At 51.9% G+C, this 14,626-nt stretch carries 13 protein-coding genes; 4 read left to right on the top strand and 9 right to left on the bottom strand.

The window, feature by feature from the left end; all coding sequences use genetic code 11:
• From F7Q90_RS27900 to yeaG, 4 genes are all read right to left on the bottom strand, one after another.
• On the bottom strand, positions 1–67 hold a 67-nt coding region (locus tag F7Q90_RS27900; RefSeq protein WP_151161042.1), incomplete at its 3' end, for an IS1 family transposase.
• Between the two features lie 174 nt (positions 68–241).
• A complete protein-coding gene (locus tag F7Q90_RS17745; protein WP_006119425.1) occupies positions 242–1,969 on the bottom strand; it encodes a potassium/proton antiporter in 1,728 nt (575 codons plus the stop codon).
• 248 nt (positions 1,970–2,217) lie between these two features.
• Entirely contained in the window at positions 2,218–3,492 is a 1,275-nt protein-coding gene (locus tag F7Q90_RS17740) for a YeaH/YhbH family protein (protein ID WP_006119424.1), read from the bottom strand.
• 93 nt (positions 3,493–3,585) lie between these two features.
• Complete coding sequence (yeaG, locus tag F7Q90_RS17735; protein ID WP_006119423.1) at positions 3,586–5,520, bottom strand: protein kinase YeaG; 1,935 nt, start codon at positions 5,518–5,520, stop codon at positions 3,586–3,588.
• A 625-nt stretch (positions 5,521–6,145) separates the two neighbouring features.
• Between yeaG and F7Q90_RS17730 the strand changes: the two genes are divergently transcribed.
• Both F7Q90_RS17730 and F7Q90_RS17725 read left to right on the top strand, forming a co-directional pair.
• Positions 6,146–6,895, top strand: coding sequence for a MipA/OmpV family protein (locus tag F7Q90_RS17730; RefSeq protein WP_006119421.1), 750 nt, complete (start codon positions 6,146–6,148; stop codon positions 6,893–6,895).
• 73 nt (positions 6,896–6,968) lie between these two features.
• Positions 6,969–7,820, top strand: coding sequence for an aldo/keto reductase (locus F7Q90_RS17725; protein ID WP_006119420.1), 852 nt, complete (start codon positions 6,969–6,971; stop codon positions 7,818–7,820).
• Positions 7,821–7,827: 7 nt separating this feature from the next.
• Here the strand turns inward: F7Q90_RS17725 and F7Q90_RS17720 are convergent, their stop codons facing one another.
• Positions 7,828–8,703, bottom strand: a complete 876-nt coding sequence (locus F7Q90_RS17720; protein ID WP_006119419.1) for a D-hexose-6-phosphate mutarotase — start codon at positions 8,701–8,703, stop codon at positions 7,828–7,830.
• 72 nt (positions 8,704–8,775) lie between these two features.
• Positions 8,776–9,774, bottom strand: a complete 999-nt coding sequence (gene gapA / locus F7Q90_RS17715) for a glyceraldehyde-3-phosphate dehydrogenase (RefSeq protein WP_006119418.1) — start codon at positions 9,772–9,774, stop codon at positions 8,776–8,778.
• Positions 9,775–10,114: 340 nt separating this feature from the next.
• On the opposite strand from gapA, the gene msrB reads away from it, so the two are divergent.
• Both msrB and F7Q90_RS17705 read left to right on the top strand, forming a co-directional pair.
• Positions 10,115–10,525 carry a peptide-methionine (R)-S-oxide reductase MsrB gene (gene msrB, locus F7Q90_RS17710; protein ID WP_006119417.1) on the top strand — a complete coding sequence of 137 codons (411 nt, stop codon included), beginning with the start codon at positions 10,115–10,117 and terminating at the stop codon, positions 10,523–10,525.
• Between the two features lie 2 nt (positions 10,526–10,527).
• Entirely contained in the window at positions 10,528–10,809 is a 282-nt protein-coding gene (locus tag F7Q90_RS17705; protein WP_006119416.1) for a YeaC family protein, read from the top strand.
• 84 nt (positions 10,810–10,893) lie between these two features.
• On the opposite strand, the gene pncA is transcribed toward F7Q90_RS17705, so the two are convergent.
• The 3 genes from pncA to sppA form a co-directional block, all read right to left on the bottom strand.
• Positions 10,894–11,502 (bottom strand): bifunctional nicotinamidase/pyrazinamidase, encoded by a 609-nt coding sequence (gene pncA / locus F7Q90_RS17700; RefSeq protein WP_006119415.1) that lies wholly within the window; start codon positions 11,500–11,502, stop codon positions 10,894–10,896.
• 16 nt (positions 11,503–11,518) lie between these two features.
• Positions 11,519–12,532, bottom strand: a complete 1,014-nt coding sequence (gene ansA, locus F7Q90_RS17695) for an asparaginase (protein ID WP_006119414.1) — start codon at positions 12,530–12,532, stop codon at positions 11,519–11,521.
• A gap of 85 nt (positions 12,533–12,617) precedes the next feature.
• Positions 12,618–14,483: a signal peptide peptidase SppA gene (gene sppA / locus F7Q90_RS17690; RefSeq protein WP_006119412.1), complete on the bottom strand. Its 1,866-nt coding sequence runs from the start codon at positions 14,481–14,483 to the stop codon at positions 12,618–12,620.
• Positions 14,484–14,626: the final 143 nt, after the last annotated feature.

Raw genomic sequence — 14,626 nt, 5'->3', positions numbered from 1 at the left:
GGCTAAGGCCATGTCGATAAACATCATCGGAATCACAACGAGGGCAATGAACAGTAACTGTAGCCAGGAGGACACCTCAAATAACTGTAGGATATCACATAATCCAACTATTTAGAGGCATTACCAACAATTTCATAGCGACCAATTTTAACCACGTGACTCATGGATAACTCCCGTTTTAACTGAATGTTATAAAAGCGTAGTGCAATTCAGCTAATTAAACCGCGCTATTTAAATAAGATTATTCTTTGTCTTCATTGGGGCGCACGCCAATTTTAACAATATGATTATCTTCTTTCTCCGCTACCGTCCATGTCAGTTGATTCCATTCTATCTGGTCACCGACCACAGGTGCCCCGCCTAACATACTCATCATCAACTGACCCAGCGACTGTTGCGCGTTCGTATCTTCGTCGAGTTCAAGGCCATAAATCTGCGCGACATCATGAAGTCGCGCGTCGGCATCCAGAATAAAGTCGCCGAAGAAACGTTGATCCAGCGAGACAGGCGGCGACTGACTGAACATTTTGCCCAGCGCAGGCAGATCGCGCTCACGGCCAATCACACAAATCACGTCATTCTCTTTTAAACGCGTTGCGCCGTTGGGGTGCATTAACACGTTATCCCGAAACAGTGCGGCGATACGGGTTTCACGTGGCATCTGTAAATCCCGCAGCGCCGCGCCCACGCACCATTTGTCGGCGCTGAGCTGATAGACGAACTGCTCCCACGGATTCTCCGGATGAATATCCAGCCCGATACGGCTAATCGGAGAGGCGGTAGGCGGAACCACCACTTTGGCTTTCTTCGCCGCAAAGCCCAGCGAGGTGCCCTGTAGCATCAGGGAAACCAGCACCACGAAAAACGCAATATTAAAATAGAGCGAGGCATTCTCCAGACCGGCCATCATCGGGAAGACGGCCAGGATAATCGGCACTGCTCCGCGCAGACCGACCCAGCTGATAAAGATACGCTCCCGCGCCGTGAAGCCACGGAACGGTAACAGGCCGATAAACACCGACAGCGGACGTGCCACCAGAATTAACCACAGGGACAGAATCATCGCCGGAACAGCGATATGCCAGAGGTCGGAGGGCGTGACTAACAATCCCAGTACGATAAACATGCCGATCTGGCTGAGCCAGGCCATACCGTCAAAGGTCTGCAAAATGCCGAAACGGTTGCGGATAGGGCTGTTACCCAGTAAGAAGCCGCACAGATAGACGGCGAGGATGCCGCTGCCTTCCAGCACGGTGGTCAGCGCAAAGACCAGAATGCCGCCGCTCAGTGCCAGTAAGGGATACAGGCCGGGAGCCAGATTCATGCGGTTAATCAGTTGCTGCAGGGCCCTGCCACCGCCCAGACCGAGGACAATCCCCAGACCGAACTGCTGAATCAGATGCACCACGAACATCCAGTCCAGACCGGTTCGTCCCTGCTCAATCATTTCGATCAGCGTAATGGTCAGAAACACCGCCATCGGGTCATTGCTGCCGGACTCAATTTCCAGCGTGGCACTGACACGTTCATTCAGACCTTTGTCACCGAGCAGGGAAAATACCGCTGCCGCGTCGGTGGAGCCGATAATCGCACCAATCAGGAAGCCCTGCATCATATCGAGCCTGAACAGCCAGGCTGCGACCATGCCAGTCAGGCCTGCCGTAATGATCACGCCTACGGTTGCCAGTGATAAGGCCGGTCCGAGCGCCACCTTAAAGGAGCTGGCTTTGGTGCGCATGCCGCCGTCCAGCAGGATGATAGCCAGGGCAAGGTTAGAGATCAGGTAGGCCGCCGGATAGTTATCAAATGCGATGCCGCCAATACCGTCAATGCCGGCCAGCATGCCCAGCGCCAGAAAAATCACCAGGATAGGAATGCCCAATCGGGACGAAAAGGAACTGAGCAAGATACTCGACGCAACCAGCACGGATCCAATAATGAAAAGACTATAAACAATAGTGTGGTTCAAACGCGGTCTCCTGAGATACGGCAGACAATGTTAACTAAGGTGTAGAAACATCCATGCTATGTCTGCAAGATAATGTTTTATCAATGAGTTGTCATTGTCATTTTGCAATTTATCTTAATTGCTAATGCACTGGATAATCCCAGTTAACAAGGCTAATAGGGGAGTTAGATAGCTTGCAGCAGGCAAGACCGCATTTTAAGAGGTTATAAATACAATAAAAAAAGCCGACTGGGCGTCGGCTTAGTGTCTCAGGCTTCCATTGCCTGTTTGTGAAACAGCTCACGAAACACAGGATAAATATCTTCGGGCTCCCGGATGTGCTGGATCGCAAAGTTGTCGAACATTGACTGCAGATGTTCGTATTCGCGCCATAAGGTCTGATGCGCGCGACGTGTTATCTCGATGTAGGTGTAGTAACGCACCACCGGCAACAGGTTTTTTGCCAGAATCTCGTGGCAGAGCGGTGAATCGTCTGCCCAGTTGTCACCATCCGACGCCTGCGCGGCGTAGATATTCCATTGCGCCGGATCGTAGCGCTCCTTCACAACCTCATCCATCAGTTTCAGTGCGCTGGAGACGATGGTGCCGCCGGTTTCCTGCGAATAGAAGAACTCCTGCTCATCGACCTCTTTGGCCTGAGTATGATGGCGGATGTAGACCACCTCGACGTTTTTATAAGTCCGGCTGAGGAACAGATAGAGCAAAATATAAAAGCGTTTTGCCATATCTTTCGTCGCCTGATCCATCGAGCCGGAGACATCCATCAGGCAAAACATGACCGCCTGACTGGAAGGCTCGGGCCGCTTCTCGAAGTTTTTATAGCGCAGGTCAAAGGTGTCAATAAAGGGCACTCTGTCAATGCGCGCGCGCAGTTCGGCAATCTCCTTGCGCAGGCGTTCCTCTTCGAGTAACTGAGCGGGCTCTGACTTTTCTACTTCGCTGAGGGCATCCTCAAGCTCATGGAGCTGGCGGCGCTTACCTGCCGTCATCGCAGTACGTCGGGCCAGGGAATTTTGTAAAGAACGGACCACGCTGATGTTGGCGGGAACGCCATTCGAGGTAAATCCGGCACGGTGCGTTTTGTACTCATTCAACTGGCGGTGCTGATTTTTCCGCAGATTGGGCAGCGCCAGATCCTCAAACAGCAGATCCAGATATTCATCTTTGGAAATTTGAAAAACAAATTCATCCTCACCTTCACCATCCTGACTGGCATTTCCCTGACCTGAACCGCTACCGCCCCCGCCTTGTGGGCGTTCAACACGGTCATTTTGCACGAAGTGATCATTGCCTGGATGAACGCGATGACGTTGCCCACCACGCCCCTGATGAAAAATGGGTTCATTGATATCATCTACGGGAATAGAGACGGATTCGCCACTGCTGACGTCGGTTACCGAGCGTTTGTTAATGGCCTCGGAAATCGACTGCTTAATCTGCGACTTGTAACGACGTAAGAAGCGCTGGCGATTAACCGCACTCTTGTTTTTACCGTTCAGTCGGCGATCGATAAAATAGGCCATGATGTTCCCCCAAACTACATTGCAAGCAGGCCGGGCTGACCCGACCTTAATATGACCGGTGCTGTCCCGCACCGGTTTGCTTACAGACTTTGATCAGGACGATTTACGCACGCGCAGATACCATTCACACAGCAGGCGAACCTGTTTGCGGGTATAGCCTTTTTCCATCATGCGATCGACAAAATCGTCGTGTTTCTTCTGCTCATCCGTAGAGGTTTTGGTGTTGAACGAGATAACCGGCAACAGCTCTTCGGTATTGGAGAACATCTTTTTCTCAATGACCGTACGGAGTTTTTCATAGCTGGTCCAGTTGGGATTTCTGCCATTATTATGCGCTCTTGCACGCAGCACAAAATTGACAATTTCATTACGGAAATCTTTAGGGTTACTAATCCCGGCAGGCTTCTCAATTTTCTCCAGCTCGGCATTCAGCGATTCACGGTCAAATAATTGTCCGGTATCCGGATCGCGATACTCCTGATCCTGAATCCAGAAATCCGCATAGGTTACATAACGGTCGAAAATATTCTGACCATATTCGGAATAGGATTCCAGATAAGCCGTTTGAATCTCTTTGCCAATAAACTCCGCATATTTAGGAATTAAATAGCCTTTGAGATGCTCAAGGTATTTTTCCGCCTGATCCTGTGGGAACTGCTCACGTTCAATCTGCTGTTCCAGCACATAGAACAGGTGCACCGGGTTGGCGGCAACTTCAGCATGGTCGAAGTTAAATACGCGTGACAGGATTTTAAAGGCGAAACGCGTTGACAGGCCATTCATGCCTTCGTCCACGCCCGCATAATCGTGGTACTCCTGCCAGGATTTCGCTTTCGGGTCGGTATCCTTCAGGCTTTCACCATCGTACACGCGCATTTTGGAGTAGATGCTCGAGTTATCGGGATCTTTCAGACGCGACAGGATAGAGAAGCGCGCCAGCGTCTCAAGCGTGCCAGGTGCACAAGGCGCAGTGGACAGCTCACTGTGATTCAGCAGCTTTTCATAAATCTTAATTTCCTCAGACACGCGCAGGCAGTAAGGCACTTTAACGATGTAAACACGGTCGAGGAAAGCCTCGTTGTTTTTATTGTTGCGGAAGGTCACCCATTCGGATTCGTTTGAGTGCGCCAGGATGATGCCGTTAAACGGCAGGGCTGAAATCCCTTCCGTACCGTTGTAGTTTCCTTCCTGCGTGGCAGTAAGCAGGGGGTGCAGAACCTTAATCGGCGCTTTAAACATCTCAACGAATTCCATGATGCCCTGGTTGGCCCGGCACAGTGCGCCAGAGTAACCGTAGGCATCAGGATCGTTTTGCGCGTGGTTTTCAAGTTTGCGAATGTCGACCTTACCGACCAACGCAGAGATATCCTGGTTGTTCTCATCGCCCGGCTCTGTCTTGGCGATGGCTAACTGCTCAAGAATCGATGGCCAGACTTTAACGACTTTAAAGCGTGTAATATCCCCGCCAAAGTCATGCAGACGTTTGGCGGCCCAGGGCGACATAATGGTGCCAAGGTAGCGACGCGGTACGCCGTACTCTTTTTCCAGAATGTTAGCGTCTTCCTGCGGGTTGAACAGGCACAGCGGATGGTCGTTGACCGGACTGCGTTCGCCGTCGGCGCTGAGCACGTAGATAGGGACGCGTTGCATCAGCGATTTCAGGCGCTCAGCCAGGGAGGACTTACCGCCACCCACCGGACCCAGTAAATAGAGAATCTGCTTCTTCTCTTCAAGGCCTTGCGCTGCGTGTTTCAAATAGGAAACGATCTGCTCAATCGCTTCCTCCATACCGTAAAACTCTTCGAACGCTGGGTAACGTCCCATAACCCGGTTAGAAAAGATTCTGGAAAGGCGTGGCTCCTGGGCAGTGTCGACCATTACTGGCTCACCAATAGCCATTAAGAGTCGCTCTGCTGCGTTGGCGTATGCACTGCGATCCTGTTTACAGATAGTCAGAAATTCCTGCAGTGTGAACTCTTCGTCCTTGGCAGCTTCATAACGCTGACGATAGTGATCGAATATATTCATAGCGATGCCCGTCCTTTCGTTTTTAGCACAGGTAAAGGAGCAATAATCAGTGCTCGTACAGCTCCCGGAAGATATTAATCTGTTTACTACAGCAACCCTTATGCCAACCTGATCGTTCTTATCGGGATGGGCTTTGTTGAATAATAGGTAGGCTTTGTTGAATAATAGGTAATCATTCTGTTTTGTCTGCACTGTTTTGGTAGAAAACGCTGATGCCAGACAGAACACCGTCATACGCAAGCATGTAATGCATTGATTTTATGTTATCTGAAACAACCGTTTTCATAGTACCACAGCATAAAATCCATTTATTCAACAAAGCCATCGGGATGCAAAACTTTTATGGTTACTTGGTAAGTACAAAAACTCGGGTATTAAGTTTAACTGTAGAAGGCATTCAGGAAATTTCATCATAGATTTTTGATTAGTGAGCCACATATCAATAACAAAATCATTTTGTTGCGAAACGTTTTTCCTCAGTTACCCCCTGTTCTGTGATGCCTTCAACCCGGTTATGCCGCATTCTGCGGCAAACGCGGTAGATGATTTTGATATAAGGTTAATTCAGTCTGTAAAAAGCGTTAGACTCTATGTGTGATTGTTATATTTATGGAATGAATAAATTGTGAACCAATTCAAACTTAACGTGCTTATTGCACTTATCCCTTGTTATTTTTTGGGCCAGTCAGTACAAGCCGCACCCTTATCACTCGGTGCATCAGTGATTTATGCGCAGTCACCTTATCGTGGTGGACAGGACCGCTATTTGCCTGTTCCCATCATCAATTACGAAGGGGAAAAATTCTGGTTTAACACGCTGCAGGGTGGCTATTATGTGTGGAAAGACCCACAGGATCAGCTCTCTCTGTCGCTATTGGGTTCGCCTCAGCAATACGACCCGGATGACAACGATCTGGGGGATATGAAGGGGCTGGATAAGCGCCGGATGACGCTGATGGGCGGGGTGACTTACCGACATACGGATGACTGGGGCATCATACGGACCTCATTGTTGGGCGATGTGCTTAACAACAGCAACGGTATTGTCTGGGATTTGACCTATCTTTACCGTTTCAGCTTTGGCGACTTTACCTTTACGCCGGGAATTGGTGCATTGTGGAACAGCGCGAATCAAAACCGCTACTACTATGGCGTATCGGGTAACGAAAGCGATCGGACCGGAATTCGTCGTTATCATCCGGATGACAGCTGGTCGCCTTATGTGGAAATGAACGCCAGCTACAGCATTACCCCGCAGTGGAATGCCAGTCTTTCAGGGCGTTACACCCGCTTTGCCAGCGAAATCAAAGACAGTCCGATGGTTGATAAAAGCGGACAGTTTACGGTCTGGACAGGCGTCAGCTATACCTTCTGATGCGGCGCACCCCGGGAGTGCAGGCTGTGCGCTCTCAGGGTGCATATGCCCCCATTTAGTGCAGGAGAACCCGATGACAAAATATATCGATATTGCAGGTCAGCGTCAGATTCCGGCAATCGGTATTGGCACCTGGTATATGGGGGAGGATCCCGCCAGCCGGCAACAGGAAATCAGTGCGCTTCAGGCAGGGCTGGATGCCGGTTTGCGGCTGGTGGATACCGCTGAAATGTATGCAGAGGGTGGCGCCGAAGAAGTGGTAGGCGATGCCCTGAAGGGACGGCGTGATGAGGCCCTGCTGGTATCGAAAGTTTATCCATGGAATGCCGGGAAACAGGATGCCATCGCCGCCTGCGAGGCCAGCCTGCGTCGTCTGCAAACGGATCGAATTGATTTGTATCTTTTGCACTGGCGCGGCAGTGTGCCACTCGACGAAACCATCAGCGCGATGCAGACTTTGCAGCAGCAGGACAAAATTCGTGCGTGGGGTGTTTCAAACTTCGACAGCGAGGACATGGACGCCCTGTGGGCCGAAACGGGTGGCGAAAATTGTGCCACCAATCAGGTGCTTTATCATCTGGGTTCCCGCGGTATTGAATACGATTTGCTACCGCTCTGTCGCCAGCGCGCGATGCCGGTCATGGCGTATTGTCCCCTGGCACAGGTCGGTCGGTTACGCAGTCAGCTGTTTACCGACCCCGCTCTGAACGCAATTGCCCGCCAAAAAGGCATCACCGTGGCACAGCTTCTGCTGGCCTGGGCGATTCGGGATGGCGATGTCCTTGCCATCCCTAAAGCCAGTTCACTGGTACATGTTCGTGAAAATGCGGCTGCGCTGGACATTACCCTGAGCGAGGAGGACTGTCTCAGACTCGACAGGGCTTTTCCGCCGCCACAACACAAACTGCCGCTGGATGTGGTCTGAACGCGCTTCAGGCCTTATTTTTCAAACGTATTGTCGTCGCCAGTCGGGCAGGCTTGTCGCCTGCACTGCGCAACGGTTTGCTGATGCGCGCGGTTTCAACACACACCATCGTTTTATAACCCTCATTTGGCATGTCCGGCATGCTACACGACAGCGCCACACCGGGATTCCACGTGACAACGTCACTATGGTGATGGTGGTACACTTCAATTTGCCGTTTTCCAGCCAGATCGTTGATAACTGAACAGTCTTTTGGCGCAGTGAAGATACGATCCACGCGCTCGGTAAAGCGCTGTTTACCCTCGCTCTGACCCGGCTGGTTATCTTTGACCTTGTCGATGTAATGTTCACCCAGTCCGGTGACCTCAACGCTCGCACTGTCCGCCACGTTAAAATAGCTGTGTAGCGCGGCTGTCGATTCATAATCACCGTAGGCTTCCAGCTCAATTTCGCAATGCTGGCCCAGACGGAAGCGGGCGATAAGGGTAAAGTCATGCGGCCACAGCTTCAGCGTTTGTGGGGTACTTTCCAGCACAAATGTCAGCAGCACGCCGTCTTCGTTTTCATCATGCGCAGAGAGCGTCCATGACTGATTTCGGGCAAAGCCATGGGCAGGCTCTCCTGCCGGTCCAAACCAGGGCCAGCAAATCGGTACACCGCCGCGAATCGCCTTACCAGGCAGGAAAGGGCTCTTATCGCTCAGCCAGATGACGGGCTTCTCACCGCTCGGTTGCCAGGCAATCAGATGCGCGCCCTGTAAGGTTACGGCCGCCCGTACACGCGGATGGCTGACAATGATAACCGGGAGTTCACCCACCTGACGTTGCGACAGATAAGGCGTGATTTGTTTAACCACGGGAAGGGAAAAGAGTTTGTCTTGCATGCCTGACTCCATAGTGAAGGGATCAAAAAAAGGGTGACCGAAGTCACCCTTATTGTCTCGTGTCTGGCTGCCTTATTTAGCAGCAACCAGCGCAATCAGGTCGAGAACTTTGTTTGAATAACCGGTTTCGTTATCGTACCAGGAAACCAGTTTAACGAAGTTGTCATTCAGCGCGATACCGGCTTTGGCATCGAATACTGAGGTCAGAACTTCGCCGTTGAAGTCGGTAGAAACCACGTCATCTTCAACGTAGCCCAGCACGTCTTTCATCTCGCCTTCAGCCGCGGCTTTGATAGCGGCACAAATTTCTTTGTAAGACGCAGCTTTTTCCAGACGAACGGTCAGGTCAACAACAGAAACGTTAGGCGTAGGTACGCGGAATGCCATACCGGTCAGTTTGCCGTTCAGTTCTGGCAGCACTTTACCTACCGCTTTAGCGGCGCCGGTAGAAGACGGGATGATGTTCTGTGATGCACCACGACCACCGCGCCAGTCTTTGTGAGACGGGCCATCAACGGTTTTCTGCGTTGCGGTAGTGGCGTGTACGGTGGTCATCAGGCCTTCAACGATACCAAATTTATCGTTGATGACTTTTGCCAGCGGTGCCAGGCAGTTAGTGGTACAAGAGGCGTTAGAAACGATGTCCTGGCCTTGGTATTTGTCGAAGTTAGCACCACGAACAAACATTGGGGTGTCATCTTTAGATGGACCGGTCAGAACCACTTTTTTCGCGCCAGCAGTGATGTGCTTACGTGCGGTTTCGTCGGTCAGGAAGATACCGGTTGCTTCAGCAACGACGTCAACGCCCACTTCGCCCCACTTCAGGTTAGCCGGATCTTTCTCAGCGGTAACACGGATTTTCTTACCGTTAACAACCAGAGCGCCGTCCTGTACTTCAACGGTGCCGTCAAAACGGCCGTGAGTAGAGTCGTACTTCAGCATGTACGCCATGTAGTCAGCGTCCAGCAGGTCGTTGATAGCAACGATTTCGATGTCAGAGCGCTGTTGAGCAGCACGGAAAACGATGCGACCGATACGGCCAAAACCGTTGATACCTACTTTGATAGTCATATATTCCACCAGCTAGTTGTTAGTGAATAAAAGGTTGGCTGTAAAATTACAAAAACCTTACCAGGCGTCAAGCGGAATCGTGTCAATTGTTGCGACAGGTCAATCCACCGAACAGGAATTATTTAACGCGCAACCGCTTGCGCGCTTCCGCGAACATCGTGCTCTGTTGAAACCTTCGCCGAATATATAGGGATATGCCAGAGAAAAGGTGATCAAAATCACAAATCCACCTTGTAAGATACGGACCGAAGGGCAGAGCACAAAAAAAGACCCGACTAATGTTGATCATTTGTTAGAATACTAGTCGATTTTTTCAGAATGACATCCCGGAATTGCTCAAATGCCTAAAGAAACCGCACCCGACGCAAAAATCGCCCAGTTAACTGAGATGCAGCGCTATGTCACGCAACAGCGTGGCACGGAGCCGCCGTACAGCGGTGCGCTGCTGCATAACAAGCAGGAAGGGATTTATCACTGCCTGGTGTGCAACGCGCCCTTGTTTCTTTCAGAGACGAAATACGATTCAGGCTGTGGCTGGCCGAGTTTTTATGAGCCCGTCAGCGATGAGGCTATTCGTTATCTGGAAGATAACTCGCACGGTATGCAGCGTATTGAAATCCGTTGCGGCAACTGTGATTCTCATCTCGGCCATGTTTTCCCTGATGGGCCGCAGCCGACCGGTGAGCGTTACTGTGTGAACTCAGCCTCGCTGAACTTCACCAGTCCACAAGGCGACGAGATTAAGGGCTAACAATGAAACAGCAACTTGAAGCCATGCTTGATGCTATGACACCCGAAATTTATGAACGCCTGATGACGGCCGTTGAAACCGGAAAATGGCCGGATGGAGTGGCGCTGACGCAGCAACAGCGTGATAACAGCCTGCAGTTGGTTATGATGTGGCAGGCGCGCAATAATGATGCGCCACAGCATATGACCATCGGCAAAAATGGCGAAATGGTGACCAAATCGAAAAAGCAGTTGAAAGAAGAGTTTGGGATCGAACCGGACGTCACGCGCATTCATCTGCATTAATGGCGCGGTAAGTCGCCAGTCAGCCACGCGCAGGCGGGCACGATGTGGAAGAGTAAAAAAGGCTGGCGCGTAGCCAGCCCTTTTTCAGATAATGACGGCCCCCTGAGCCGCCATCTGCGCCAGCGCAATATCGCTGTCTTCTGGGTTGAGATTAACGCCACGGCAGCCTGCCGCCACGACCTCGACCTGATAACCCAGTTCAAGTGCATCCAGCACGCTGTACTTCACGCAGTAATCCGTCGCCAGGCCCAGCATGACCAGATGCGTGATATCGCGTGCGCGTAACCAACTGTCCAGTTCTGTCTTGCGTCGGTGTCCGTTGTCAAAAAAGGCGCTGTAGCTGTCTACGTCCTGATCCTGCCCTTTATGGAAAACCGCGTCGAACAGGCTGCGATCAAGTCCGGGATGAAAATCAGCCCCCGCAGAATGCTGCACGCCATGATCCGGCCACCAGATCTGTGGCAGGCCGTTGAGTTCACCGAGGGTATAGACAGGTTCGCCGGATACGGAAGCAAAACTACCGTGATCGGCTGGATGCCAGTCCTGCAGGGCTACGACGCACTCACCATTCTCATGAAAAGCACGAGCGTAGCGGTTAGCAACCTCGACCGTATGATCGCCTTCTTTGACGGCCATTGGGCCGCCGGGGCAGAAGTCGTTCTGGATGTCGATAATGATTAATGCCCGTTTCATTGCCGTTGACTCCATCTTAGTCGTCTGTCAGTTCGCCACGCAGGTTCTGCTGCATTTTGGCGCGGATCTGATCGCTGGACAGATCCTGGCTCAACAGATAGTGAAGTTTCGTCAGCGCCGCTTCAACCGTCAGATCAAAGCCGCTGATGACGCCAGCGTGCTCCAGAGCATTCCCGGTGGCATAGCCACCCATATTGACCTTGCCAGAAATACACTGGGTCAGGTTGACGACCACAATGCCGCGTTCGCTGGCCTGCTGAAGTTCAGACAGAAACTCGGCGTTTTGCGGCGCGTTACCGACACCGTACGAGCGTAAAATCAGCGCCTTAACCGGCTGACGTAAAAAGTTACGCACGACATCTGCAGAGATGCCCGGATAAATTGTCACCACGCCAATAGGTTGCGGGGTAATGGTATGAACAATCAGCTCGCCTTTGCCCTGAGGTGCAGGCGGCGTATTAAGACGACGGATATGAATCCCGGCTTCCAGCAAGGCTGACAGGTTGGGGGACGCAAAGGCGTTGAAACCGTCCGCGTGCGCTTTAGTGGTACGGTTACCGCGATAGAGTGTGTTGTTGAAAAACAGCGTCACCTCGTTGATGGGATAATTCGCAGCGACGTAAAGGGAATTAAGCAGGTTTTGTTGGCCATCGGAACGCAGTTCGGCTAACGGAATCTGTGAGCCCGTAACGATGACCGGCTTAGCCAGATTTTCGAGCATAAACGACAGGGCAGAAGCGGTAAATGCCATGGTATCCGTGCCGTGCAGAATGACAAAACCATCATAGCGATCATAGTTCAGCCGGATATCTTCGGCGATCGACTGCCAGTCCTGCGGGGTCATGTCAGAAGAGTCAATCAGAGGCTGATACTCATGAATCGTGAAGTCAGGCATTTCCGGGCGATGAAACTCAGGCATCTTCGCCAGTTTCTGCTGCAGATGACCAGAAACCGGAATATAACCTTGAGCAGAACGTTGCATACCGATGGTACCGCCCGTGTAGGCAACGTAAATATTTTTCTTTTGCATAGGTAAACTCAGACTTGCCGTAAAACGGGCAGTATAAGGGGAACAGCAGGGAAAAGCAGCCCGACAAGCAGTCGGGCTGAGAGGTTTATCGCACTTCGCCGCAGTTCAGGCAGAAGGCATAGCGGTTTTGCGGATCGTTCAGATGGTCAAACAGGCCGGGCTGATTCTTCATCGCGCTCATCACATCGTACATGGGCGCAGGCAGCCAGGCTTTCATCGTGTCAGGCAGCACGGCCTGAACAGACGCGTTCATCTGATTCAGCATCACGTCAAGGAAGCCGGGATCTTCCTGATACCCGTCAAGCTCTGGCTGGGAAACCTTCGCCAGCTCAGCCGCTTTTTTCACCGCATCGTCAAAATCGCCCAGCGCATCGACCAGACCATTGGCTTTGGCATCGCTGCCCGTCCAGACGTGCCCCTGCGCGATGGCATCGATCTGTTCCGGTGTTTTATGGCGCGATGTCGCCACCAGTCCCACGAAGTTGTGGTAGCCGTTTTCAATGGTCAACTGCATCAGTTGCTGCACTTCCTCAGGCAGCGCTTTGGTGCTTGCGACGTCTGCCAGGGGTGAGGTCGCGACGCCATCGGTATGCACACCAATCGAGGCCAGGCTGTTCTCCAGCGTGTTAATCACGCCAAAGATGCCGATAGAGCCGGTCAGCGTGCTGGGGCTGGCAATAATGTAGCTGGCTGGCGTCGAGATCCAGTAGCCGCCCGAGGCTGCCATACCGCCCATGGAGACCACAATCGGTTTGCCTGCCGCTTTCGCTGCGGCCAGTTCCGAACGAATCGCTTCGGACGCCGTAACGCTGCCGCCCGGGCTGTTCACCCGCAAAATAATGGCCTTGATTTTGGGATCCAGTCGGGCATCGCGGATCTGCGCCGCTGTCGTATCGCCGCCCACATTACCCGGCGTTTCATCACCATCAATGATGGCACCGCTGGCAAGGATCACGGCAATGTTGCCTTTTTGCTGGCTGGCATCCTGTTTAACGTTGTAATCATAAATGCTGACGTTACGGTAATCGTTGTTTTGCTTATCGAAGCCAAATGCCTGGATAAGCGCCTGGTCCGCGTCAGCGCGTGAGCCCAGCACATCGACCAGTTTGTTATCCAGCGCATATTTTCCGGTATCGCCCTTAACGGCCTGCAGACCTGCGATAATAGCGGCAGCGCCAGGGAACAACTGCTCAGGCGTAATCTGGCGGTTAGCAGACACGGTATTCAGGTAATTTTGCCAGAGCTGGCCAATCCAGCGGCTATCTGCGTCACGCGCCGCTGGCGACATATCGTCACGCAGGAAGGGCTCAACGGCTGATTTATAGGTGCCCACGCGGAAAACGTGTGAATTGACTTTCAGCTTGTCGAGCAACGTTTTGTAGTAGAGACCGTTGGTGGCAAAGCCGTGCAAATCAACGGTGCCCTGTGGCGACAGATAGATTTTCGTCGCATAGCTGGCAAGGTAGTACTGCGCCTGGCTATAGCTGTCGCCTAAGGCGTAAACAGGCTTACCGCTGTCGCGGAACTCGCGTAACGCTTTACCTACATATTGCAGAGAAGGCTGATCGCCGCCAGCAAAATCACGCAGGTCTAAAACCAGACCTTTAATATTGCTGTCACCTTTGGCCTGACGAATAGCATCCACTACATCAAACAGGGAGTTTTCCTGCAGACGATCGCTACTGGTGCCTAATAACTGACGACCAATTTTGCTCAGACGGTTGCTGACGGAGGGTTTGTCGACCAGCACACCGGTCAAATCCACTTTTAGCGCACCTTGCTGTACCGGGGCGGAGGAACGGCTGCCTGAGCCGCTGATCTGAAGCCAGATCCCCACACAGACAATAATTAAGAAAACCAGAAACAGGTTGAGAATACATTCCCTGATAAAATTCAACACTCGCCAGGTCCAGCGGAACAGACCCGCAATTATTCGCCACAGTGTGCGCATCACATTCTCCATTTTGATATAGCCGGAAATAGCCACCAGGCGGGCCAGGTCTCCGTTAACGACCTCATCCTAAAGAGCAGCGAAACAAAAGTCAGCAGGAAATCACCCTGGACTGTTACAAAAAATCCACTTGTGCCAGGATT

This window comes from Pantoea stewartii subsp. stewartii, from assembly GCF_008801695.1.
In the GTDB taxonomy this organism is placed as follows: domain Bacteria; phylum Pseudomonadota; class Gammaproteobacteria; order Enterobacterales; family Enterobacteriaceae; genus Pantoea; species Pantoea stewartii.
This window is presented reverse-complemented; position numbering and strand designations above follow the sequence as displayed.

Coding starts and splice junctions, on each gene's coding strand:
- pncA (WP_006119415.1), bottom strand. CDS start 11,502: ATGAAACGGGCATTAATCATTATCGACATCCAGAACGACTTCTGCCCC.
- ansA (WP_006119414.1), bottom strand. CDS start 12,532: ATGCAAAAGAAAAATATTTACGTTGCCTACACGGGCGGTACCATCGGT.
- F7Q90_RS17705 (WP_006119416.1), top strand. CDS start 10,528: ATGAAACAGCAACTTGAAGCCATGCTTGATGCTATGACACCCGAAATT.
- F7Q90_RS17725 (WP_006119420.1), top strand. CDS start 6,969: ATGACAAAATATATCGATATTGCAGGTCAGCGTCAGATTCCGGCAATC.
- F7Q90_RS17720 (WP_006119419.1), bottom strand. CDS start 8,703: ATGCAAGACAAACTCTTTTCCCTTCCCGTGGTTAAACAAATCACGCCT.
- msrB (WP_006119417.1), top strand. CDS start 10,115: ATGCCTAAAGAAACCGCACCCGACGCAAAAATCGCCCAGTTAACTGAG.
- yeaG (WP_006119423.1), bottom strand. CDS start 5,520: ATGAATATATTCGATCACTATCGTCAGCGTTATGAAGCTGCCAAGGAC.
- F7Q90_RS17740 (WP_006119424.1), bottom strand. CDS start 3,492: ATGGCCTATTTTATCGATCGCCGACTGAACGGTAAAAACAAGAGTGCG.
- sppA (WP_006119412.1), bottom strand. CDS start 14,483: ATGCGCACACTGTGGCGAATAATTGCGGGTCTGTTCCGCTGGACCTGG.
- gapA (WP_006119418.1), bottom strand. CDS start 9,774: ATGACTATCAAAGTAGGTATCAACGGTTTTGGCCGTATCGGTCGCATC.